The sequence below is a fragment of the Mycobacterium sp. UM_WGJ genome, from assembly GCF_000455125.1.
In the GTDB taxonomy this organism is placed as follows: Bacteria; Actinomycetota; Actinomycetes; order Mycobacteriales; family Mycobacteriaceae; genus Mycobacterium.
This window is the reverse complement of sequence record NZ_AUWR01000012.1, coordinates 88,725-110,909: the sequence shown is the minus strand read 5'-3', so window position 1 is coordinate 110,909 and position 22,185 is coordinate 88,725. Positions and strand designations below refer to the sequence as shown.

28 protein-coding genes are annotated in these 22,185 nt (G+C 66.8%); 10 read left to right on the top strand and 18 right to left on the bottom strand.

The genetic code is table 11. The features are described from left to right. Positions 1 to 25: 25 nt before the first annotated feature. From N416_RS0105810 to N416_RS0105780, 7 genes are all read right to left on the bottom strand, one after another. On the bottom strand, positions 26 to 415 hold the full coding sequence (locus tag N416_RS0105810; RefSeq protein ID WP_024441177.1) for a MarR family winged helix-turn-helix transcriptional regulator: 390 nt from the start codon (positions 413 to 415) through the stop codon (positions 26 to 28). Between the two features lie 80 nt (positions 416 to 495). Beyond that, positions 496 to 813: a DUF732 domain-containing protein gene (locus tag N416_RS0105805; RefSeq protein WP_024441176.1), complete on the bottom strand. Its 318-nt coding sequence runs from the start codon at positions 811 to 813 to the stop codon at positions 496 to 498. After that, a complete protein-coding gene (gene narI, locus N416_RS0105800) occupies positions 810 to 1,559 on the bottom strand; it encodes a respiratory nitrate reductase subunit gamma (RefSeq protein WP_024441175.1) in 750 nt (249 codons plus the stop codon). Before narI ends, N416_RS0105805 begins: the two co-directional genes overlap by 4 nt. Next, entirely contained in the window at positions 1,556 to 2,224 is a 669-nt protein-coding gene (gene narJ / locus N416_RS0105795) for a nitrate reductase molybdenum cofactor assembly chaperone (RefSeq protein ID WP_024441174.1), read from the bottom strand. Before narJ ends, narI begins: the two co-directional genes overlap by 4 nt. Beyond that, positions 2,221 to 3,825: a nitrate reductase subunit beta gene (gene narH, locus N416_RS0105790; protein WP_024441173.1), complete on the bottom strand. Its 1,605-nt coding sequence runs from the start codon at positions 3,823 to 3,825 to the stop codon at positions 2,221 to 2,223. The genes narJ and narH overlap by 4 nt, the downstream gene beginning before the upstream one ends. A gap of 4 nt (positions 3,826 to 3,829) precedes the next feature. Beyond that, positions 3,830 to 7,546, bottom strand: coding sequence for a nitrate reductase subunit alpha (locus N416_RS0105785; protein ID WP_024441172.1), 3,717 nt, complete (start codon positions 7,544 to 7,546; stop codon positions 3,830 to 3,832). 147 nt (positions 7,547 to 7,693) lie between these two features. After that, entirely contained in the window at positions 7,694 to 8,101 is a 408-nt protein-coding gene (locus N416_RS0105780) for a (deoxy)nucleoside triphosphate pyrophosphohydrolase (RefSeq protein ID WP_024441171.1), read from the bottom strand. Positions 8,102 to 8,134: 33 nt separating this feature from the next. Between N416_RS0105780 and N416_RS0105775 the strand changes: the two genes are divergently transcribed. Continuing rightward, entirely contained in the window at positions 8,135 to 8,419 is a 285-nt protein-coding gene (locus N416_RS0105775) for a 4a-hydroxytetrahydrobiopterin dehydratase (RefSeq protein ID WP_024441170.1), read from the top strand. On the opposite strand, the gene N416_RS0105770 is transcribed toward N416_RS0105775, so the two are convergent. Further along, positions 8,397 to 9,740, bottom strand: a complete 1,344-nt coding sequence (locus tag N416_RS0105770; protein ID WP_024441169.1) for a mannosyltransferase — start codon at positions 9,738 to 9,740, stop codon at positions 8,397 to 8,399. The two genes, N416_RS0105775 and N416_RS0105770, sit on opposite strands and share 23 nt — an antisense overlap. 141 nt (positions 9,741 to 9,881) lie before the next feature. Between N416_RS0105770 and N416_RS0105765 the strand changes: the two genes are divergently transcribed. After that, a complete protein-coding gene (locus N416_RS0105765) occupies positions 9,882 to 10,901 on the top strand; it encodes a hypothetical protein (RefSeq protein WP_024441168.1) in 1,020 nt (339 codons plus the stop codon). A 52-nt stretch (positions 10,902 to 10,953) separates the two neighbouring features. Beyond that, a complete protein-coding gene (locus tag N416_RS21330; RefSeq protein ID WP_024441167.1) occupies positions 10,954 to 11,775 on the top strand; it encodes a DUF4349 domain-containing protein in 822 nt (273 codons plus the stop codon). Here N416_RS21330 and N416_RS22410 read toward each other — a convergent pair. The 3 genes from N416_RS22410 to N416_RS0105745 form a co-directional block, all read right to left on the bottom strand. Beyond that, positions 11,769 to 11,915, bottom strand: a complete 147-nt coding sequence (locus N416_RS22410; RefSeq protein ID WP_081654466.1) for a DUF1059 domain-containing protein — start codon at positions 11,913 to 11,915, stop codon at positions 11,769 to 11,771. The two genes, N416_RS21330 and N416_RS22410, sit on opposite strands and share 7 nt — an antisense overlap. After that, positions 11,912 to 12,514, bottom strand: coding sequence for an HhH-GPD-type base excision DNA repair protein (locus N416_RS0105750; RefSeq protein WP_024441166.1), 603 nt, complete (start codon positions 12,512 to 12,514; stop codon positions 11,912 to 11,914). Before N416_RS0105750 ends, N416_RS22410 begins: the two co-directional genes overlap by 4 nt. Before the next feature lie 203 nt (positions 12,515 to 12,717). Further along, positions 12,718 to 12,948, bottom strand: a complete 231-nt coding sequence (locus tag N416_RS0105745) for a hypothetical protein (RefSeq protein ID WP_036457346.1) — start codon at positions 12,946 to 12,948, stop codon at positions 12,718 to 12,720. A 307-nt stretch (positions 12,949 to 13,255) separates the two neighbouring features. Here N416_RS0105745 and N416_RS23130 point away from each other — a divergent pair, with 307 nt between their 5' ends. Further along, positions 13,256 to 13,543 (top strand): hypothetical protein, encoded by a 288-nt coding sequence (locus N416_RS23130; protein WP_155943325.1) that lies wholly within the window; start codon positions 13,256 to 13,258, stop codon positions 13,541 to 13,543. Positions 13,544 to 13,740: 197 nt separating this feature from the next. After that, positions 13,741 to 14,037: a hypothetical protein gene (locus N416_RS0105740; protein ID WP_024441164.1), complete on the top strand. Its 297-nt coding sequence runs from the start codon at positions 13,741 to 13,743 to the stop codon at positions 14,035 to 14,037. Positions 14,038 to 14,046: 9 nt separating this feature from the next. Here the strand turns inward: N416_RS0105740 and N416_RS23125 are convergent, their stop codons facing one another. Further along, positions 14,047 to 14,220 (bottom strand): DUF5302 domain-containing protein, encoded by a 174-nt coding sequence (locus N416_RS23125; RefSeq protein WP_125079853.1) that lies wholly within the window; start codon positions 14,218 to 14,220, stop codon positions 14,047 to 14,049. A gap of 44 nt (positions 14,221 to 14,264) precedes the next feature. Beyond that, positions 14,265 to 14,708, bottom strand: a complete 444-nt coding sequence (locus N416_RS0105730; protein WP_024441163.1) for a PPOX class F420-dependent oxidoreductase — start codon at positions 14,706 to 14,708, stop codon at positions 14,265 to 14,267. A gap of 63 nt (positions 14,709 to 14,771) precedes the next feature. On the opposite strand from N416_RS0105730, the gene N416_RS0105725 reads away from it, so the two are divergent. Both N416_RS0105725 and N416_RS0105720 read left to right on the top strand, forming a co-directional pair. Next, positions 14,772 to 15,287 (top strand): DUF1697 domain-containing protein, encoded by a 516-nt coding sequence (locus N416_RS0105725; RefSeq protein WP_024441162.1) that lies wholly within the window; start codon positions 14,772 to 14,774, stop codon positions 15,285 to 15,287. Positions 15,288 to 15,312: 25 nt separating this feature from the next. Then, the gene (locus tag N416_RS0105720) at positions 15,313 to 16,134 is read left to right on the top strand and encodes a class I SAM-dependent methyltransferase (protein ID WP_024441161.1); all 822 of its coding nucleotides are present in this window, start codon (positions 15,313 to 15,315) and stop codon (positions 16,132 to 16,134) included. Here the strand turns inward: N416_RS0105720 and N416_RS0105715 are convergent. Then, complete coding sequence (locus N416_RS0105715) at positions 16,131 to 16,514, bottom strand: GntR family transcriptional regulator (RefSeq protein ID WP_024441160.1); 384 nt, start codon at positions 16,512 to 16,514, stop codon at positions 16,131 to 16,133. The two genes, N416_RS0105720 and N416_RS0105715, sit on opposite strands and share 4 nt — an antisense overlap. A 28-nt stretch (positions 16,515 to 16,542) precedes the next feature. On the opposite strand from N416_RS0105715, the gene N416_RS0105710 reads away from it, so the two are divergent. After that, positions 16,543 to 17,256, top strand: coding sequence for an NAD-dependent deacylase (locus N416_RS0105710; protein WP_024441159.1), 714 nt, complete (start codon positions 16,543 to 16,545; stop codon positions 17,254 to 17,256). A gap of 7 nt (positions 17,257 to 17,263) precedes the next feature. On the opposite strand, the gene N416_RS0105705 is transcribed toward N416_RS0105710, so the two are convergent. After that, positions 17,264 to 17,902 (bottom strand): class I SAM-dependent methyltransferase, encoded by a 639-nt coding sequence (locus tag N416_RS0105705; protein WP_024441158.1) that lies wholly within the window; start codon positions 17,900 to 17,902, stop codon positions 17,264 to 17,266. A gap of 145 nt (positions 17,903 to 18,047) precedes the next feature. On the opposite strand from N416_RS0105705, the gene N416_RS24120 reads away from it, so the two are divergent. Next, positions 18,048 to 18,173, top strand: coding sequence for a hypothetical protein (locus N416_RS24120; RefSeq protein WP_255341877.1), 126 nt, complete (start codon positions 18,048 to 18,050; stop codon positions 18,171 to 18,173). A 227-nt stretch (positions 18,174 to 18,400) separates the two neighbouring features. Here N416_RS24120 and N416_RS21320 read toward each other — a convergent pair whose 3' ends face one another. Genes N416_RS21320 through N416_RS0105685 form a run of 3 tightly spaced genes read right to left on the bottom strand, consistent with a single transcriptional unit; the run spans position 18,401 to position 21,320 of the window. Further along, the gene (locus N416_RS21320) at positions 18,401 to 19,399 is read right to left on the bottom strand and encodes a nitronate monooxygenase family protein (protein ID WP_036457322.1); all 999 of its coding nucleotides are present in this window, start codon (positions 19,397 to 19,399) and stop codon (positions 18,401 to 18,403) included. 40 nt (positions 19,400 to 19,439) lie between these two features. After that, complete coding sequence (locus N416_RS0105690) at positions 19,440 to 20,192, bottom strand: 3-hydroxyacyl-CoA dehydrogenase (RefSeq protein WP_024441157.1); 753 nt, start codon at positions 20,190 to 20,192, stop codon at positions 19,440 to 19,442. A 42-nt stretch (positions 20,193 to 20,234) separates the two neighbouring features. Next, positions 20,235 to 21,320: a CaiB/BaiF CoA-transferase family protein gene (locus N416_RS0105685; protein WP_024441156.1), complete on the bottom strand. Its 1,086-nt coding sequence runs from the start codon at positions 21,318 to 21,320 to the stop codon at positions 20,235 to 20,237. A 51-nt stretch (positions 21,321 to 21,371) separates the two neighbouring features. On the opposite strand from N416_RS0105685, the gene N416_RS0105680 reads away from it, so the two are divergent. Beyond that, entirely contained in the window at positions 21,372 to 22,181 is an 810-nt protein-coding gene (locus N416_RS0105680) for an enoyl-CoA hydratase (protein WP_024441155.1), read from the top strand. The last annotated feature ends 4 nt before the right edge of the window (positions 22,182 to 22,185 follow it).

The window sequence follows — 22,185 nt, the reverse complement described above, 5'->3', positions numbered from 1 at the left end:
AACGTGAAGCCTAGAGCAATGAAGGTCACAGCCCCAGAGGGGACTCCGCGGAGAACCTCTCGAGCTCCTTGAGGTGCAGTTCGGTCAGCGACTGCAGACATTGCGCCGCCGTTTCGGTGAGCTGCAGCCGGATCACCCGCTGGTCGTCGCTGTCGCGGACCCGGGTGACCAGGCTGGCGGCTTCGGCGCGCTGGATCAGCTCTCCGGCGCTGTGGTGGCGCAACAGCAGGTAGTCCGCGATGTCGCCGACGGTTGGCCCACGCGAGTCGCTGTGGCCGCGCACCGCCAGTAGCAGCTGGTGCTGCGCGGGGGTGAGTCCGGCCGCTTGCGCCTGGTCGGCGCTCCACCGCTCAAAGCGCCGCAACCGCGTGCGGAACGCAAGCAGTCGGGAATAGACCTCGTCAGGCAGTGGCACGTCTGTAACTTTATGCCGAGCACCGCCGACGCGCCCAGCTCAGCTCAGCCTGCTCGGGAACCACGACTTCATCGTTGTTTCTAGGCGCCGCTGCGCACCAACTGATCGGGGCAGTACAACTGGGCGGCGATCCCCACGAACTGCGAGCCGTGCTCGGTCGTCAGGCCCGGGTTCCGGGCCTTGAGGCCCTCGAGCACCTGCGGGCTGGGCTGGCCCTCGGCGATCAAACCGCACACCATCTTCGCGGTGACGATGGCCTGGTCAGCGTTGTTGTAGGTGATGCCGGCCGCCCGCAAAGACACCAGGAAATTGGTGTCGGTCTCGGAGGGATCGGCCTGAGCCGGCGCCGCCAAGCAGACACAGCCGAGCGTGCCGAGCAACGCCGTGCGGATCCTCACCAGCCCCTCCGTTGCGGTCGTGAACCCATCGGCTGATTCCTCCTAGCGACGTCGCGGCTGCGGTAGACGATGTACGGCCGAAACAGATACCCGATCGGCGCGCTGAATGCGTGCACCAGACGAGTGAACGGCCACAGCGCGAACAATGTCAACGCAATCATGACGTGAACCTGGAAATACAGCGGCGCCTGCAGCATCAAATCGCCCCGCGGATCGAACGTGAAGATCGACCGGAACCAGACCGAGACCGTCTGGCGGTAGTCATGCGCCTCGCCGTAGGCGGTGGTGCCCATCAGGGTGCAACTCATCCCGGCCACCAGCGCACACACCAGCACCGCATACATCAGCTTGTCGTTGACGCTGGTGGCCTTGAACACCGAGCGCTCGGTGCGGCGACGGTAGATCAGCAACCCGACCCCGATCAGGGTGGCGATGCCGGCGGGCAGGCCCAGGACCAGCGCCTGCAGATGGTAGAGCTGGTCGCTCATGCCCAGCGCCTCGGTCCACGACTCCGGGACGAAGAGTCCCATGATGTGTCCTGCGATCACCACGAAGCTGCCGAAGTGGAACATCGGGCTGCCGATCCGCAGCAGCTTGGACTCATACAGCTGAGACGAGCGGGTGGTCCACCCGAACTTGTCGTACTTGTATCGCCACCAGGTGGCGACGCCGGCGATGGCCAGTACGAAATACGGCACGATGTCCCACCACAGCTCGGCGGGGTTGATCAGGGTGACGTCCGTCATCGGGTCGGCACCTTCGGCATCCCGAGCGAAACGGCTGCCGTGAAGGGTTGAAGCCCAACAGCTTCCGCGGGCGGCCCGGATGCCATCAGCTGACTCACGTTCTGCACCTCCTGATCGGTTGCCGAAGGGAGCGTCTCGCAGACTGCGCCCACGGCGAAGGCATACGGCGACTTCGCTTCACTCAACGCACGGTGCAGCACGTCGATCGGTGTGCGGTGCGCCAGCAGCAACCGACGGCCGGCCTGCGGATCCACCGTCGCGGCGAACTCCAGGACCACCGGCAGGTGGTCGGGCGCCTCCCCCACGGGCGGCTCGGCGCCGGCTTGGCGGTAGGCGGTGGCGAAGGCCAGCATCTGCATCCCGCGGTTGCGGGTGTCGCCACCGGTCCAGTAGGTCAGAAACATCGTCGAGCGCCGCCTCATGTCGAAGGTTTCGACGTAGTCGACTGCGGCCGTCATCGGGTCAGCTGCGCGCAGCGCGGCGACCGTGCGCCGCAACAGATTCGCCGTCGACGAGTCGGCGTGGGCCAGCAGTTCCTCCACGGTGTCGAGCCGCTGGGACAGCTGCTCGTCGGGGTAGGACAGCAGCAGCGACGCCGCCTGCCACACCGCCCGCTCGGCGGGTCCACCGGGCGGTCGTCGTAGGGAATGAATGAACCGCTTCACTGATGCTCCGGGAACATCTCCGGCACGGCCCGCTCCCCGCCACCCCAGTTGAGCAGGTTGGTCCGGCCCGGTGGCCGCTGCGCGTGCCCGTTTTCGACCAGATGGAACGATGTCTTCGCGACGTCATCAGAGCCGACGAATGGGTCCTCATACCCTTCAGGTCCGCCGGTGATCGAGCAGCCCATGTGTTCGAGGTCGTGCGCCTGCTGGCTGTAGGCGGTGGGAATGACGTAACGCTCTTCGTATTTGGCGATCGCGAGGAGCCGGTACATGTTGTACATCTCTTCCTCGGTCATGCCGACCGAGGCGGGTATGTGCGGTTGGGTCTCGCGGCCCAGACTGATGTCGCGCATGTAGGAGCGCATCGCTGCCAGCCGGCGCAGCACACCCTCGATCACGCCGGTGTCACCGGCGGTGAACAGCTCGGCGAGGTAGGCCATCGGGATACGCAAGGCGGACAGCGCCCCGAACAGGTTGCCCAGGTCTTCGCCGTCGTGCCCGTCGCGGCCGACGGCATCGACCACCGGGGACAGCGGCGGGATGTACCAGACCATCGGCATGGTCCGGTACTCCGGATGCAACGGCAATGCCACCTTGTAAGTGTTGATCAACGCGTAGATGGGCGAACGCTGCGCGGCCTCGATCCAGGCGTCCGAGATCCCCTCAGCGCGTGCGCCCGCGATCACCTCCGGGTCGGTCGGGTCCAGGAACACGCCGCGCTGCGCCTCATACAGGTCAGTGTCGTTGTCGACCGAAGCCGCCTCGAGCACCTTGTCGACGTCGTAGAGCACCAAGCCGATGTAGCGCAGTCGGCCGACGCAGGTCTCCGAGCACACCGTCGGCAAGCCGACTTCGATACGCGGGTAGCAGAAATGGCACTTCTCGGCCTTGCCGGTCTTGTGGTTGAAATACACCTTCTTGTACGGGCAGCCCGAAACGCACAGCCGCCAGCCACGACAGCGGTCCTGGTCGACCAGCACGATGCCGTCTTCTTCACGCTTGTAGATGGCCCCGGTGGGGCAAGACGCCACGCACGACGGATTCAGGCAATGCTCACAGATCCGCGGCAGGTAGAACATGAAGGTCTCTTCGAACTCGCTTTTGACCTGGTCACTGACCTTCGCCAGAATCGGGTCGTTGACCAGGGTCTCCGGCGCCCCGGCGAGATTGTCGTCCCAGTTGGGTCCCCACTGGATCTTCATCGGCTCGCCGGTGATCGAACTCTTCGGTGCCGCAACCGGAATGGTGTCGCCCAACGGGGCAGCGGTCAGGTTCTCGTAGTCGTAGGTCCACGGCTCGTAGTAGTCCTTCAAGCCGGGCAGGTTGGGGTTGGCGAAGATGCTCAACAGCTTGTGGAGCCGGCCGCCGGCCAGCAGATGCAGCCGGCCTTTGCGGTCCAGCGTCCAACCGCCCTTCCAGCGATCCTGGTCTTCATAGGTCCGTGGATAGCCACCGCCGGGGCGCGTTTCGACGTTGTTGAACCAGACGTACTCGGTGCCCTCACGGTTGGTCCAAGCCTGTTTGCAGGTCACCGAACAGGTATGGCAGCCAATACATTTGTCCAGGTTCATCACCATGGCCATCTGCGCCATTACTTTCATCGTGCTAATACCTCACGTCCTGGCTGCGGCGCCGCACCACCGTCACCTCGTCGCGCTGATTGCCGGTCGGTCCCAGGTAGTTGAATGCGAACGCGTGCTGGCCGTAGCCACCGGCCAAGTGGCTGGGCTTGACCCGGATCCGGGTCAACGAGTTGTGGGTGCCGCCACGTTTGTTGTTGGTCTCGGCCCGCGGAGTGTCAACGGTGCGCTCCTGGACGTGGTAGACGAACACCACCCCGTCCGGCATCCGCTGACTGACGATCGCGCGGCCGACGAAGACGCCGTTGACGTTGACGGCTTCGATCCAATCGTTGTCCTTGACACCGATTTTCGCGGCGTCGCCCGGGCTCATCCACATGGTCGGGCCGCCGCGCGAGAGCGACAGCATGTACAGGTTGTCCTGGTAGGTGGAGTGGAACGACCACTTCGAGTGCGGAGTCAGGTACCGCACGGTGATCCCGATGCCGTCACCGGTCTCGCCGAGTTCGGGGGCGTCGAAGAGCCGCGCCATGTCCAGCGGCGGACGGTAGACCGGCAGATGTTCGCCGAGTTCCTCGATCCAGTCGTGCGCGGTGTAGAAGTGCATCCGGCCGGTCAGGGTGTGGAACGGCTTGAGGCATTCGATGTTGATCGTGAACGGGGCGTACCGCCGTCCCCCGGTCTCGCTGCCGGACCACTCCGGGCTGGTGACCACCGGCACCGGCCGCGCCTGGGTGTCGGCGTAGGTGATCCGTTTTTCCTCACTGCCCTCGGACAGGTGCGCCAGTCGCTGTCCGGTGCGTTTCTCCAGCTCCCGGAAGCCCTCCGTCGCGATTCTGCCGTTGGTGGTGCCCGACAGCGCCAGTACCGTGTCGGCCATCCGGGTGGCGGTGGTGAGCGCGGGGCGCCCGGCGCCGGCGCCGGATTTCATCACCCCGAACTTGGCGGCCAATTCCTCGACCTCTTCGTGCGGAAACACGGTGTAGCCCTTGGTGGTCATCCCCAGGGTGTCCACCAGCGGGCCAAGTGTCTGCCACATGTCACCGATGGCGGTGTAATCACGCTCCACCACAGTCACTTTGGGCATGGTCTTGCCGGGAATCGGCGTCTCGCCGTTGCGCAGCCAGTCACGCTCGGTGCCGTCGGGGTAGGCCATCGCATCTGCGGTGTCGTGCTGCATGGCCGTCAGCACAACGTCTTTGCGGACGCCAAGGTGCTTGACCGCCAATGCGCTGAACGTTCGGGCGATCGCACCGAACGCTTCGTAGTCGCTGCGGGTCTCCCAGGGCGGGTCTATCGCCGCGCTGAACGAGTGCACGTAGGGGTGCATGTCGGTCGACGACAGGTCGGCCTTCTCGTACCAGGTGGCGGCCGGCAGCACGACGTCGGACATCAGCGTGGTGGATGTCATCCGGAAGTCGATCGACATGAGCAGATCGAGCTTGCCCTCGGGGATGTCATTGGACCAGTTGACATCCTGCGGCTTCACGCCGCCGGCGGGCACCTCGCCCAGCACGCTGGCGTCGGTGCCCAGCAGGTGCTTGAGGAAGTACTCCCCGCCCTTGCCAGACGCACCGATGAGGTTGGCCCGCCACACCGTGAGCACACGCGGCCAGTTCACCGGGTCGTCCGGATCGGTGACCGACAGCTTCAAATCACCGGCTGCGAGTTGCTCGGCGACGTATTCTCCCGCGTCCCGTCCTGCTGTGTCGGCCTCGTCGGCCACATCCAGACTGGAGCGGTCGAACTGCGGGTAGAACGGGCTCCAGCCCATCGCGGTGGCCGACGCCAGGATGTCCATGGTGTGTCGTCCGTCGAATCGGCCGCGCCCGAGCGGGGTGGTCAGCTTCTCCGCCCCGTACGCGTCATAGCGCCATTGGTCGGTGTGGGCATACCAGTAGGAGGTGCCCGGCACCTGACGCGGCGGGCGCGTCCAGTCGCTGCCGGCAGCCATCGTCTGCCAGCCGGTCAGCGGACGCACCTTCTCCTGGCCGACGTAGTGCGCCCAGCCGCCGCCGTTGCGTCCCATCGAGCCGGTGAGCATCAGCAGCGCGAGTACCGCCCGGTAGGTGGCGTCGCCGTGGAACCACTGGCAGATGCCGCTGCCCATGATGATCATCGACCGGCCGCCGGATTCTTCTGCGTTGCGCGCGAATTCGCGCGCAATCCGGATCGCCTGGGCGGCCGAGACCCCGGTGATCGACTCCTGCCACGCCGGGGTGTTGACCTGTGTGCCGTCGTCGTAGCCGGTCGGCCATTCGCCGGGCAGCCAGGGCCGTCGTACCGAGTAGTTGGCCAGCATCAGGTCGAACACCGTGCAGACCAAGTGCTCACCGACCTGGCGCACCGGCACCCCGCGCTGCACGACGGTGCCGTGACCGGTCACGGTGTCGAAGCCGGGCAGTGAGACCAGTGCGGCGGGCTGATCGCCGTTGAGGAGCTTCGGGTTCTTGACGGTCAATGCCGGCCGCAGCTCGCCCAGGTCCAGGTTCCACTTGCCGATGCCATCGTCGCCCCAGCGGAAGCCCAACGAGCCATGGGGTACCACCACGGTGTCGGTGGCCTCATCCAACAGGGCCGGTTTGAACGCCGCGTTCTCGACGTCCGCCAGTTCCCCGCCCAGGTCGGCGGCGGTCAGGTTCTTTCCGGGAACCAGTCGCCCGTCACGCTCTTCCAGCTTGATCAGGAACGGCAGGTCGGTGTAGCGACGCACGTAGTCGGTGAAGAACGGCACCTCCTGCTTGACGTAGCACTCGGTGAGGATGACGTGGCCCATCGCCATGGCCAGTGCGCCGTCGGTGCCGGCCGCACACGGCATCCACTCGTCGGCGAACTTGGTGTTGTCGGCATAGTCCGGGCTGACGGTGACCACCTTGGTGCCGCGGTAACGGACCTCGGCCATCCAGTGCGCGTCAGGCGTGCGGGTGATCGGGACATTGGAGCCCCACATCATCAGGTAGGCCGCATCCCACCAGTCGCCGGATTCCGGCACATCGGTCTGATCGCCGAACACCTGGGGTGAGGCCACCGGCAGGTCGGCGTACCAGTCGTAGAAAGACGTCATCACCCCGCCGAGCATCTGGATGAAGCGTGACCCGGCGGCGAACGACACCATCGACATCGCCGGAATCGGAGAGAACCCCGCCACCCGGTCCGGGCCGTAGGTCTTGATCGTGTGTACATGGGCGGCAGCGATCATCTCGGTGGCTTCGGCCCAGCTCACCCGTACCAGACCGCCCATACCGCGGGCCTGCTGGTAGCGCCGGCGACGCTCGGGGTCGGCCTGAATGTCCGCCCAGGCCAGCACCGGATCGCCCAGGCGCGCCTTGGCCTCCCGGAACATCTCGACCAGCGCCCCCCGCGCATAGGGGTAGCGCACCCGGGTGGGCGAGTAGGAGTACCAGGAGAACGAAGCGCCTCGCGGGCAGCCGCGGGGCTCATATTCGGGGCGGTCCGGGCCCACCGAGGGGTAGTCGGTGGCCTGGTTCTCCCAGGTGATGATGCCGTCCTTGACGAAGATCTTCCAGGAACACGACCCGGTGCAGTTGACGCCGTGGGTGGACCGCACCACCTTGTCGTGACTCCAGCGGTCCCGGTAGAACAGATCGGCCTCGCGTCCGCCCCGGCGGGTGACGGTGCGCAGGTCCGGCGAGACCTGGCCCCGGGTGAAGAACCGGCCGCTGCGTTCCAGCAGTTCCTCGAGTGGGCCACCGATTCCGGGCGGTCGCGCTGCGCGTGTCATTACGGATTCTCCTTCGCGGGTCGCCGCGCTCCGACGGATTTCAGGAGGCCGGAGCCGCCGCCGCACGCCATAACAGCCCGAAACACCAGCGTAGCGGGATATATCGCCCGACGACCTAATCCTCCGGCAAGAATTAACAGAGCCTTTTCACCAGAGTGCCCGAGCCAGCTCCGGCAGCCAAGCTCGATCAGCAGGTACCCAGTCAACGTCCGGTAGTTGTACAGCCGTCACCCAGCGAAGGGCTTGATGGTCATGGGGCTGGGGCTCGCCGCGCATCAGACTGACCAGGTAGGCGCGCAAGGTCATCGCCGTGTCCAGCACCACGTCAGCGCCGAGGCGCTCCCCCACCGTGATGGCACCCGGGTCCAGCCCCAGCTCTTCGCCGAGTTCGCGGGCCAACGCGGCGGGCTCACTCTCGCCGGGCATGACCTTGCCGCCGGGCAGTTCCCAGCGACCGGCCAGCTCTGGCGGGCGGCGCCGCTGCGCGATCAGCACCGTGCGCCCGGCCGCGGTCTCGGCGAGGACGGCTCCGGCGACGACGATCTGAGGCGACATGGCGTGTGAGGCTATACCGTCCTACCGTCGGGTATGGCTTTGTTGACTGACGATCAGGTGAATGCGGCGCTGCCCGAGCTCGAAGGCTGGGAGCTCGCCGACGGAACGCTGCGGCGCTCGGTCAAGTTCGGCTCTTTTCTGGCCGGCATCGACGCGGTGCGTCGGGTCGCCGAACGTGCCGAAGCGGCCGATCACCACCCCGACATCGATATCCGCTGGCGAACTGTGCTGTTCGTGCTGGTCACGCACTCCGAAGGCGGGATCACCGACAAGGATGTGGCGATGGCGGGCGAGATCAACCGGGTTCTCGCGGCGTGACCCGCGTGGTCGCCATCCAGCCCAAGGTGACCAGCGCGCCGACGATGTAAACCAGGCCGGCCCATGCCAGATACCACGGCCGGCCGTCCTGCCAGATCGTCGGCTGGAAGAAGCTCAGCAGCCACGGCACGCCGATGAGGGTGAGCGTAAGCCAGACCCAACCCAGGGTGCGGGCGCCCGGGCGATCCGAGGACGGCCCGTAGAACAGCCAGATCATCAGGGGCAGCAGCCACACCCAGTGATGGGTCCAGGAGATCGGTGACGCCAGCAGCCCGAACAGCTCGACGACCAGCAGCGAGCCCAGGACGTCGGGTCCGGTGGGAGTACTGTTCAGCGCCCGCCAGGCGAGCACGGCCAGCACCGCGGTGACGACGATCGCGACCAGCACCGGCGGGCTGTAACCGGCGTCGTGTCCAAGGATGCGGGAGATCCCGCCCCGCCAGGACTGGTTGAACGACGTTCCGATCGGGCCTACCCGGTGAGCGTCGCCCAGCAACTCGGTGAAGTAGCGGCGGGCCTGATCACCGGTGGCCCACACCGACACCGCGATGGTGCCGGCGAACACCACGGCCGAGAACACCGCGGCGGCCCAGCGCCGCGCTCCGGCCAGATAGACCCCGGCGATCGCCGGGGTCAGCTTGACCCCGGCGGCCAGTCCGACCAACAGCCCCGACACCCACCACCGCCGGCTGTAGACCGCGTAGAGCACCGCCAGCACCAGGATCACGTTGATCTGGCCGTAGTCGAAGGTGCTGCGCAACGGTTCGGTCCAGATCCCGGCTGCCGTCCACAACATCGCGGCCCGGCGGTTCAGCGAGGCTCGACGAAGGAGAGGCGAAGCTGGAACCGCCGCATCAATTCCGCGGTTCAGCGAGGCTCGACGAAGGAGAGGCGAAGCTGGAACCGCCGCATCAATTCCGCGGTTCAGCGAGGCCGACCCGCCGAGCAGTCGCTGGCACAGCCGCACCACGCCGTACAGCGCGGCCATCGTGCCGATCTGCCACAAGAGCGCGACCAACCCGAACGGCAGGAAATGCAGCGGGTAGAACACCACCGCGGCGAACGGCGGGTAGGTGAACGGCAGCGGGAAGTCCGGGGTCTGGTCGGCGTAGACGTAGTCATACAGCGCGCCGGGCTGTGTCAGCGCGGCCGCGCCGCTGATGTAGACGTGCAGGTCGACGAAGTTTGCGCCGTGTGGAGTGAGGTAGGTCCACGCGAGTCGCGCCGCGATGCTGACAACCAGCAGCAAGGGTGCCCACGCAGTCAGGCGAGTCGTCAGCGAACGCGCAGGCGGGGTGTCGAGGGTGGTGTCTACCGGCACAACATTAGCGAACGGGCGCCAGATCACCGTCGCGGTTCGGCTCCGTAACGGTTCTATAAATGACACACGTGTCACTTGAGCCTCACCAGCAACAAGCTAGCTTCAGTTTTCAGCAAGCCATTGCCGACGATTGGGGAAGTCATGTCGCGCCTCCGGACGCTGTTCGCCACCACGCATTTCACGACGCAGCGTGCCACCGCCGCCAAAGCGGCCGTCGCAGCCGGGTCATCGGCCCTGCTGGTCTTCGGCAGCCTGGGGGTGGCCAGTGTGGCCACAGCCGACCCGGCCATGCCGGCGCTTCCGTTGCCCACCGCCGGATTTCCCGGGCTGCCCGCCATCGAGCAGTTGAGCCCGGTGATCCAGCAGGCCGCCGCCGACCCCGCCGGGGCGACCTCGCTGCTGATGGCCGCGGCCGCCGCGTTCACCGGCAACTCCAACACGCCCGCCGGCGCGCGGCAGGTGGCCGACTCGGTGGCGCAGTTCGTGCAGTCGCCGCCCGAGGCCCTGCCGAGCAATCACGTGCCGACGGCCGGATCAGCCCCCGGACTGGTGGCCCACCTGCCCAGCGGCGTCGACCCGGCCAAATCGGTGGGACCGATGCCGCAGGCCGCACCGAATGCGCCCGAAGCCCTGCCCGCGCCCGCCGAGGCCCTCCCCGACGCGGCCCCGGCAGCCCCCGAAGCCGCCTTCATCGCCCCGGCACCCGACGCGGCCACGGCTGCCACGGCGGCCACTCCCGGATTCGGCCCCGACGCCCCGCCGACCCAGGACTTCATGTACCCCTCCATCGGCCAGAACTGCCAGGCCGACGGCGGCAACGTCATCGCCACTGCGCTGTCGGTGGCCGGCCCGGCCACGATTCCGACCCCCGGCCCCAAGCCCGGCCAGACCGCCTACGTGTTCACCGCCATGGGAACCCCCGGCCCGGCCGAGACGCAGAAGCTGCCGCTGAACGTCACGTGGGTGAACCTGACCACCGGCAAGTCCGGGAGCGCCACCTTGCAGCCGCGCACCGACATCAACCCCGAGGGGCCGACGACGCTGACGGCGATCGTCGACACCGGTTCGGGCAGCATCATGTCGACGATCTTCGGTCAGGTCAGCACCAAGGACCACCAGTGCAACTTCCTGCCCACCATCGGCTCCACCGTGGTGCCCTGACCAGCTGATTCTGCGCGTCGACCCCGGTCCGAGCGGCGATAAGGTTGTGGCCATGACCGTCCCCCGCACGTCGGCGACGTGGACGTTGTTGATCGGCTTGGCTGCCATGTTGGTCCTGGCGATGAGCGGTTGCGCCGGGGGCCGGAACTCGGCGGAACGGTCGCCGTCGGATGCCGCGGTGTCCGCGCCGGCGCCGATGAGCCCGCCGAATCAAACCGTGCAACGGGATGTCGTGACCACCGGCAGCCTCAACATCGCGGTGACCGACGTCGGCGGGTCGGTGGACCGGCTCATCGATCTGGCCACCGGGCTCGGCGGCCGCGTCGATGACCGCACCGAAAGCACGGCCCCGGGTCGTTCCCACACCGCCGAGCTCACCCTGCGCATACCGTCAGCAAAGGTCGATGAGTTCCTCGACGGTGCAAGGCAACTCGGGGATGTCTCGTCGATCGCGTTGCGGCACGACGACGTCACCGGGCAGCGTGTCGACCTCGATGCGCGGGTTGCTGCCTTGCAGGCGTCGGTGGACCGGTTGACCTCGCTGATGAAGTCCGCCTCCACCACGGCCGATCTGCTGCAGGCCGAGAAGGAGCTGACGTCACGGCAGGCCGACCTCGACAGCCTGCGGGCGCAGCGCACCCAACTCGGCGACCAGATCAGCTACGCGACACTCACCGTTTCGCTGGCCTCCGAGTTCGAGTCGACCGCACCCGGATTCGTCGCGTCGGTTCGCCACGGCTGGCATGCCCTGCTGTCGTTCACCCACGGCCTGGTCTCGGTCGCAGGCTTCCTACTGCCCTGGCTGCCGGTGATCGTGGTGATCGCGGGCGTCGTGATGGTCCTGCGCCGCAGGACCCGACGTCGGCGTCAGTAGGCCATGAACAAGATGGCGTCCCGGTCATAGTTCATGCCGGGATGCGCATCCGCAAGGTGCTTCTGGGTCAGGTCGACCAGATCGTCTTCGTCTTTGCCGACGATCGCCTCGCCACACGGACAGTTCAGGTGAGTTTTCATGTCGTCGCCTTTCCCTTACTGACTTGGGCCTGTTTCGCAGCCAATTTCTGGGCCTTCTTGGTGGACCGCACCTGCTGCAACGACGACGCGTCCACGACGTCAGCGATCGACAGGTGTGTTCCAGGCTCACCGTATGCCCCGGCAGCCTCCCGCCACCCCGACGGGGTCACGCCGTACTGCTTGCCGAGCAGGGCCAGAAAGATCCGGGCTTTCTGCTCCCCGTAGCCGGGCAGTGCCTTGAGGCGTTTCAACACCTCGGCGCCGTCGGGCTCACCGGCGGTCCACAATGCGGTCGCGTCGCCGTCGTACTGCTCGACCACCGCTTTGGCGAGCGCTTGAACCCGGCCCGCCATCGACCCCGGAAACCGGTGCACCGCAGGCTTTTCAGCGAACACTGCGGCGAACTCGTCCGGGTCGCGTGCGGCGATGTCGTGCGGGTCCAGTCCGCCCATCCGTTGCGCGAGCTTCTGCGGGCCGGCGAACGCGACCTCCATCGGAATCTGCTGATCGAGCAGCATTCCGACCAGCAGCGCGAACGGGTCTCCCGAGAGCAGCTCGTCAGCCTCGGGGTCTTGAGTGAGGCAGAGTTTCGGAGTCACCAACCACCTCTCGACAAGGAGCGGACGGTCCAACGTCCGCGTTACACCACTGAGAGAGATGGTAGCCATCCTCGAATGCGTGACACTGCCGTCCCGCTTTTTCGGACCGGTCCCGCACCCCCAGGACCGCAACCACGGAGATAGGAGCATTCGACCTGAAGCCCCCTTGGGGGAGCGCACAGTTGGTCATGGCCGGTCTGCACTCACTCGGGGTCTTCGTCATCCCAGATGCTCTGGTTCGGCCTCAAACCACCGGGTGCATACGGGCCGGTGTTGAGCGAAGCGCAGGTCCCGAACGGGCCGACCCAGCTACCGCTTTCCGGGCAGTAGGTCCGGCTCCCGAAATCGTCAGAGCACAACCGGGCATCGAAGCAATACGGCTCAATCGGATCTGCGCCGGCGACCGCAGCCGGTGTAATGGCGACAGCGGCCATGGCTGTGAGGATCAACCCGGTAAGCAAACGTTTCATAACCGTCTACGCCCATCCTTCGAAGTAGCCACGCTCTGCCCCGCGGCCCAGCAGGTACCGCAACCCTGCATCAAAACAGAGCTGCCGTCGACTTTCCTCTGATGCGGTTAACCATGCCTCCCGCTTGACCTGGCCGGCCTCCTCGATCATCCACCCCAAAGCTCGACTCGGCCTGGCTGCTAGCTGATCGCGTTTGGCGACCCGAGCCCTGCCGCGCATGGGTGACCTCCGACGCTTGTCGGACCCAAGGTTCACAATCGCGGGCACCCCCATGAGCGCGAAAGAGGCCCACCAGATGCTCAGAGCTATTGCCGCCCTAGTCCTTACCGCCGCAGGGCTGACACTGCTGCCGGCACCGCACGCTGAAGCCGTACCCTGCCTGCACCGAGGCAGGCAGCACGTCACCCAGCACGCCAACGGAAACACCGACGCCGACTCGCGACGGCACGTCCTACTCGGTGAGCGTCCGACGTGCAGCACCGACGGGGGCTCCAAGGACACCGACGACACCTGGACGCGTCGACAAGATGACATCGACCGAGAACGTCACCGCTGGTGAAGACCGTCCGCAGCGATAAGAACTGCCCCGGGCCCCGCGAACTGACCTGTCGCCGGCGGCCCGGCCCTTACCTGTCGAGGCCTGGTCGACCCGTGGGGTCCACCCCAGCCGACCAAAACGTTCCGGTGGTCTGTGTCAGTGGCGTGTGCAACGGTAGAGGCCATATCCAGCGAACGCACCCCTGCAGGAGAAGGACCATGAGACGTGTAGCGGCAGCACTGTTCACCGCGGTGGTTTCCGCCGTAGCCCTGGCCGCCACGGCCGGGGCGATACCGGAGCAGGGCACCCCGGAGTTCGACACGTACATGCAAGGCCTGGAGCGCAACGGGTTCAACCTCAATCCCGACACCGCCTGGCGCGTAGCGCATCAGGCGTGCGAAGGCGGACTTCCCGGCTTCATCGGGTGGGAACTCATGGCACAAGGAGTCGTCGGGCCCGGAGCGGACCAGCGGCTGATGGACGTGGCCCGCAAATACGCCTGCCCGGTGCAGTAACTGCCCGAACTAGCCGCTCTTGCGGCGGAACTCCCGGCGGCTCTCCACCGGTCCGTGCGACCGCGACTGCTTGGCGCCGCCGTCCTTATGGTCGGAGCCGCCCGCCGCCTTCGCCTTCTTACGCTCCAGCGCCTCCCGGAACTTGCGCTTGTTCTCGTCTGCGGCGGAATCTGATTCGGGCATACCCGGGAGCCTAGCTCAGCGCCGGGCATACCGGTGGGAGATGTTCAGCGCACTCCCGGCGGCATGCCGTAGAGGTGCTGGATCGGCAGTGTCACCAGCACGCGGCGGTCGGTCACCATAGCCTGGCGGTACTCGTCCCAGTCCGGATGCTCCCCGGCGATATTGCGGTACAACGCAATCAGTGCCTCGACGGTGTCGTCATCGGGCGCAGCGGCCGGCGGCGTCAGCTGGGCATCTCCCTCGGCGACGGCATAAGACCAGCCGTCGTCGGAATCGACCAGCAGCGACGCTCTGGGGTCACGGCGCAGATTGCGGGTTTTGGCCCGCGGTTCGGTGACCGACACCTGCACCACCAGCGACCGCGGGTCGAAGTAGTACTTCACGTTCGACAGTTGGGGGCGTCCGTCTTTCTTGAGGGTGGCCAAGACGCCGAGCGAGTTCCCGCTGATCAACGCAAGCAACTTGTCGTCGAATACCTGGCGTCCCATGATCGAAGCCTACCGACGTGTCCGCTTATTGCCAGCGTTGTTCCACCGATTGGAGGCCGTCTCATGACCCGGTATGCCCTGTTTCTGCGCGGCGTGAATGTCGGCGGGGTCAACCTCAAGATGGCCGAGGTCGCTGCCGCGCTGACCGCTGCCGGATTCTCCGAGGTCCGCACCCTGCTGGCCAGCGGCAACGTGCTGCTGGACTCGCCCGCCGATGCCGCGGCGGTGCGCGCGACCGCCGAGGCAGCGTTGCGGAAGCGCTTCGGCTATGAGGCCTGGGTGCTGGTCTACGACGTAAACACCGTGCGCGACATCGTGGCGGCGTATCCCTTCGAACCTGAGGTCGCAGGCGTGCACTCCTATGTCACGTTCGTCGCCGACGACGCGGCGCTGACCGAATTGGCGAAACTGGCAGCAGATGCCGACGACAAGATCGCCCCCGGTGGCGGGGTGATGTACTGGCAGATCCCCAAGGGCGACACCCTGACCAGCGCTGTGGGCAAGACGATGAGCAACAAGCGGTACAAATCCGCCACCACCACCCGCAACCTGCGCACGCTGAACAAAATGCTGCGCTGAGCCGCACACCGGTAAGGTCGCAGGCGTGAGCCAGGCACACAAAGTCACCCTGACCGGGGTCTCCGAAACCGCGTTGCTGACCTTGAACGCTCGGGCCAGAGAGGCCCGCCGTCCCGACGGGATCATCGAAGACCCGATGGCGATCAGCCTGGCCGAGTCGATCGACTTCGACTTCGCGAAATTCGGGCCGACGCGCCAGGACATCGCGCTGCGCGCCTTGGCCTTCGATGAGCAGACCCGCCAATTTCTGCGCCAGCACCCGTCGGGCACCGTGGTGGCCCTGGCCGAGGGTTTGCAGACCAGCTTCTGGCGGGTGAGCGCGAGCGTGCCCGACGCCGCGTTCCGCTGGCTCACCGTCGATCTCCCGCCGATCATCGACATCCGCGCCCGGCTGCTGCCGGCGTCGCCGCAGATCTCGGTGTGCGCCCAATCCGCGTTGGACTACAGCTGGATGGACCAGGTCGATCCGGACAAGGGCGTGTTCATCAGCGCCGAGGGCCTGCTGATGTACCTGCAGCCTGAGCAGTCGCTCGGGCTGATCGCCGAGTGTGCCCGCCGCTTCCCGGGCGGGCGGCTGCTCTTCGATGTGCCGCCGCCGTTGATGGCGATGCTGATCCGCCGCGGGGTGTGGACCTCGCTGCGGTACAAGGCGCCGCCGATGCCGTTCAACCTCTCGGTGAGCGAGGCTGCTGATCTGGTGAACACCATGCCCGGCATCCGGGCCGTTCGAGATCTGCCGTTGCCGGCCGGGCGCGGTTGGCTGTTCAACACCCTGCTCTCGAGCGCCTACCGGCTGCGCGTCCTGGATCCGGTCCGTCCGTCCCTGACCCTGCTCGAATTCGGCTAAGAAGCACCGCTTCCGGCGCTGTCGAAGGCCGTGTCGAGGTAGCGCAGCGCATCGGCCTTGCCTAAACCGACCGCGCGGGCCGTGGCCACGAAAGCGGCCGCCGCCTGGGTCATGGCCGCCTCGGCCGGGTCGCTGCTTGCCACGAAGGTGCCGAATCGGCCTCGCGTTTCGACGACGCCACCGGCCTCCAGCTCGCGGTAGGCGCGTGCGACGGTGTTGACCGCCAAGCCCAGTTGCTTCGCCAGTTCGCGCACCGTCGGCAGCCGGGTTCCCGCGGGCAGTGATCCGGCCCGGACCGCCTCGATCAGCGCAACCCTGATCTGCTCGAACAGCGGCACGTCGGCATGCACGTCGGTTACCAGCAGGTCGGCAAAGTCCATTTGGCCAGTATCCCGCTATCTTGGTGGCGTGCGGGTGGTGGTGTTCAGTGGCGCAGGGATCTCAGCAGAGAGCGGGATACCTACCTTCCGTGACGACGAGAAGGGCCTCTGGTCGCAGTACGACCCTTACGAGGTCTCCAGCATCGACGGCTGGAATCGACAGCCAGAGCTGGTCTGGGGCTGGTATGTGTGGCGCTGCCAGCTGGCCCGCCGCTATGAGCCGAACCTGGGCCACACCGCGATCGCGGATTGGGAACAGCACGCCGACGTCCAGGTCATCACCCAGAACGTTGACAATCTGCACGAGCGCGGCGGCAGTTCCTCGGTTCACCATCTGCACGGCCGGATGTTCACCTTCCGCTGCTCGGACTGCGAGCAACCGCACGACACGCAGCTGCCGGAGCTGGCAGAGCCGGTACTCGAAATCATGCCCCCGCAGTGCGAGTGCGGCGGCTTGATCCGCCCGGACGTGGTGTGGTTCGGCGAACAGCTACCCGACGAGCCGTGGAACGCAGCGGTCGAGGCTGTCGACGCCGCCGATGCGCTGATCGTGGTCGGCACATCCGGCGTGGTCTACCCGGCGGCCAGCCTGCCCGAACGAGCGCTGGAACTGGGCAAGACCGTCATCCAGGTGAACCCGGAGCCGACGCCGCTGTCGGAGCGGGCCACGGTGTTTCTGCAAACCACCGCCTCGGCAGCACTGCCGGGAATGGCACAGCGGCTGCCGTTCCTGTTGGGCTGACGCTGATTCAGGCCGGGCGGCTGGCCGAGCCCAGGGCGAACTCCGATACCGGCACCGGGGCCCATGCCGGGAATTGATGCCCGCGCCGCGCCCGGTCGACGACGAAGCCGGCAGCGGTGATCATCTGCTCGGTCTCGCGGTGGGTGTGGCAGTTGCCGAACAGTCGGGGCCAGAAGGTGGCGTCGGCCAGCCGTTGCAGCCCGCCGCGCACCCCGGCGCTGGCGACATGCTCGAAGTAGCGCAGCTCGCCGCCGGGCTTCAGCAATGCGAACAGCTGACGCAGCACTTCCTCGGGACGGTCGACCGAGCACAAGACCAGCGAGCACACGATCGCGTCGAACCGCTCCCCGGAGTCCAGGGCCTCGACGGTGCTCGCCAGCACGGTGATCGGCACCGGCGCCGCCGCCGCGGCAGACACGGCGGCATCCCGCAGCCGTGACTCCGGTTCGGGGGCCACCACCTCGGTCACGGTGTCGGGGTAGAAGCCGAAGTTGCTCCCAGTGCCGGCTCCCACCTCCAGCACACGCCCGGACAGACCTTCCAGGTTCTCCCGGCGGCGGTCCCGCAACCAGTCGGTCTCGCGGCTGGACATGAAGGTCCAGATCCGGGCGAACAGCGGGTTGTCCAGGGTGTCCGATGCGCTCATGGCAGCCACCCTAGCCGGGCGCAGCGGAGGCGCACACAGCTCCTGCAGCGCCGGCCGCACCAAACGCTACCGGCCAGTAATATTGCCACCATTTCCCGAAACGTGACTCAATGATTCCTTAATAGCGGCCCATAGGCTCAGGGTCATGTGGATCGACGACTCAAGTGCCGACGTCATCAAGGTCGACTTCGAGGCCCTGTACCACGGCGATTTCCTCGTCGAGGGCGACACCTCGGAGCAGGTCGAAGGCTTGCATTCGCTGGCCAGCTGATTGATCGGCGCCGCGACAGCGGCGCCTTTCACGGTCACGCTGTTGCGTGGCGATGGCCGCCCCCTGTAAGCGGGCCGCCCTCTTTGAGTCATCCCATTTCTCTGACATTCAGACTCGGTTCGGCCGTGCCGTAAACGGACAACGCCGAACGTGTAATCAGGCCGGAAAATCTGCGGATTTCCGGCCTGATCGCACGTTCGGCGTCGTTAAGCCCTCAGCCGCCCTCGTCAGGCGACGTTCTCCTCGTCGTCGTCCTCGACCATGTTGCCCAGCCGTCCGAGGATGATCTCCTCGGCCTCGGACACCATCCGCGACACCAGCTCGTCGACGGTCGGAATGTCGTTGATGAGCCCCATCGCGGTGCCCACCGTCCAGATCCCGGCGTCGACGTCGCCTTCGTCGAAGACGCGGCGGCCGCGCACACCGGCCACCAGCTCTTGGACGTCGGGGAACTGACCGCCGTTGTTGAGGATCTCGACCACCTCGCGGGACACCGCGTTGCTAGCCACCCGGGCGGTGTTGTGCAACGACCGGAAGATCAGCTCGGTGCCGCGCTCGTCGCCGGCGACGATCGCTTCCTTGACGTTCTGGTGGATGCAGGACTCCACGGTGCACATGAACCGCGAGCCCATGTTGACGCCGTCGGCACCCAGGGCCAGCGCCGCGACCAGGCCGCGGGCGTCGGCGAAACCGCCGGAGGCGATCATCGGGATCTCGATCTGCGCCGCGGCGGCCGGGATCAGCACCAGGCCCGGGATGTCGTCCTCACCCGGGTGGCCCGCACATTCGAACCCGTCGATGCTGATGCCGTCCACGCCCAGGCTCTGCGCCTTGACCGCGTGCCGCACCGAGGTGCACTTGTGCAGCACCTTGATTCCGTTGTCGTGAAACATCGGCAGATGCGGCGCCGGGTTGGATCCGGCGGTCTCGACGATCTTGATGCCGGCGTCGACGATCACCTGGCGGTACTCGTCGTAGGGCGGCGGGTTGATCGCCGGGAGGATGGTCAGGTTCACCCCGAACGGCTTGTCGGTGAGATCCCGGGTCTTGGCGATCTCGTTGGCCAGGTCGGCCGGCGTCGGCTGGGTGAGCGCGGTCAGGAAACCCAGCGCCCCGGCGTTGGCGACCGCGGCCACCAGCTCCGCGCGACCCACCCACTGCATGCCGCCTTGGGCGATGGGATGCTCGACCCCGAACGTCTCGGTGAACTTCGTTGTAATGGCCATAAGGACTCCTAGCTCTGCTTAATGCTCTTCGCGCAGGAACTCATCGGGGTGCCATCCGGATGGCACCGTCGAGGCGGATGACCTCGCCGTTGAGCATCGGGTTGTTGATGATGTGCTCGGCCAGGGCGCCGTACTCGTCGGGGTCACCGAGCCGCGACGGGTGCGGCACCTGCGCACCCAGCGACTTCTGCGCCTCCTCGGGCAGCGAGCCCAGCAGCGGCGTCTTGAACAGGCCCGGAGCGATGGTGCAGACCCGGATCAGTTCACGCGACAGGTCACGGGCGATCGGCAGCGTCATACCGACCACGCCGCCCTTGGACGCCGAGTAGGCGGCCTGCCCGATCTGGCCCTCGAACGCCGCGACCGAGGCGGTGTTGATGATGACGCCACGCTCGCCGTTGATCGGCTCGGTCTTGGCGATCCGCTCGGCCGAGAGCCGCAGCACGTTGAAGGTGCCGATCAGGTTGACCTGGATGATCTTGCTGAAGGCATCCAGCGGGAAGGCGCCGTCCTTGCTCAGCGTCTTGATCGCGTTGCCGATTCCCGCGCAGTTGACGTTGATCCGCACCGGGCCAAGAGATTCCGCGACGTCCAGGGCCGCGCTGACCGCCTCGGGGTCGGCCACGTTGGCCTCCACGAAGCGAGCCCGGTCACCGAGCTCATTGACCACGTCCTCGCCCTTGAGGTCGATCACCACCACCTGGCCGCCGGCGTCCAGCAGGCGTTTTGCCGTCGCCAATCCCAACCCGGAGGCACCGCCGGTGACAACGGCTACCGCGTCCTTGATCTGCACTCTCTTGGCCCCTCTCGATCCCAACCGTCTGGTTGGTCGGGACTATACCCAGTCGCTCCGGATGGACTCGTTGTCGGCTCCCAGAACGGCCGGCGGGGTCGGGACATCGGGAACGCTGCGGGAGAACCGCGGCGCCGGCATCGGCTGCAGGTAACCGTCGACGTCGTAGAAGGTGTCGCGCTCGGTGATGTGCGAATCGGCCTGCACCTCGTTGAACGCCAACACCGGCGCCACACAGGCATCGGAGGTGGCGAACACCTTGGCCCAGTGGTCGCGGTCGTGGGCGGCGAACGCCGCGGTCAGCTTCTCCCGCAGCACTGGCCAACCGCTGACGTCGTTCTGCGCCGGCAACTCGGCGGGGTCCAGCTCCAGCTTGGCCAGCAGTTCGGCGTAGAACTGCGGCTCGATCGAGCCGACCGAGACGTACTTCCCGTCGGCACATTCGTAGGTGTCGTAGTAGGGCGCACCGGTGTCGAGCATGTTGACGCCACGCTCGTCGCTCCACAGGCCCTGCGAGCGGAAGCTCCACATCATCGCCGAGAGCACACTGGCCCCGTCGACCATCGCCGCATCGATCACCTGCCCCTTGCCGGAACGCTGCAGCTCCCACAGCGCGGACAGGATGCCGACCAGCAGGAACATCGACCCACCGCCGAAGTCACCGGTCAGGTTCAGCGGCGGCACGGGGCGCTCCCCCTTGCGACCGATGGAGTGCAAGGTGCCGTTCAGCGAGATGTAGTTGATGTCGTGGCCGGCCTGCTGAGCACGGGGGCCGGTCTGTCCCCAGCCGGTCATCCGGCCGTAGATCAGCCGCTCGTTGACCTTGGCGCAGTCCTCCGGGCCGAGGCCGAGTCGCTCGGTGACGCCGGGCCGGAAGCCCTCGATCAGCACATCGGCCTTGGCGACCAGCTGCAGCACCAGGTCGCGGCCTTCCTGCGACTTCAGGTCAGCGGTCACCGAGCGCCGGTTGCGCAGCATGGTGTCCTTGCTGGGACCGCCGCCGAATTTCGGTGGCCGCTCGACGCGGACCACATCAGCGCCCAGGTCGCCGAGGATCATCGCTGCGTGCGGACCCGGCCCGATCCCGGCCAGTTCGATGACCCGCAGCCCCGCCAGTGGTCCCGCCATATCTGCCTCCTCGTCGTGTGCCTGTGTGATGTGCATCCTAGGGTGAGGGCCATGACTGCAATCGACTCCGGCATCGACTCTGTGGCCCCCGTGGCCGGACTTTCCGTCACCTTGGCCGATGGGGTGCTCTCGGTGACCATCGACCGACCCGACAGCCTCAACTCGGTGACCACCGGAGTGCTGGCCGGTATCGCCGACGCCATGGAAGCCGCTGCGCGTGACCCCCGGGTGCGCGCGGTGCGGCTCGGCGGCGCGGGACGCGGTTTCTGCTCGGGAGCGGGGATCAGCGCCGAGGACGCTACCGACGGCGTTCCCACCGAGATCATCGTCGAGGCCAACCGCGCAATCCGTGCGATGGTCGCGTTGCCGCGGCCGGTGGTGGCCGTGGTGCAGGGTCCGTGTGCCGGTATCGGCGTGTCACTGGCCCTGGCCTGCGACTTGGTGGTGGCCTCGGACAAGGCCTTTTTCCTGTTGGCGTTCACCAAGATCGGGCTGATGCCCGACGGTGGCGCCTCCGCGTTGGTGGCCGCGGCCGTGGGCCGGACCCGCGCCATGCGGCTGGCGCTGCTGGCCGAACGACTGTCCGCGGCCGACGCCCTGGATTGGGGTCTGATCAGCGCGGTGTACCCGGCCGAGGAGTTCGACGCCGAGGTGGACAAGCTGCTGGCCGGCTTGCTGGCCGGACCCGCCGCAGCGTTCGCCAAGACCAAGCACGCCATCAACACCGCGACCCTGACCGAGCTGGACGCCACCCTGGACCGCGAATACGTCGGGCAGTCAATCCTGTTGAACGCCCACGACTTCCGTGAGGGAACCCGCGCTTTTCAGGAGCGCCGTTCGGCCAATTTCACCGACTCCTGAGATC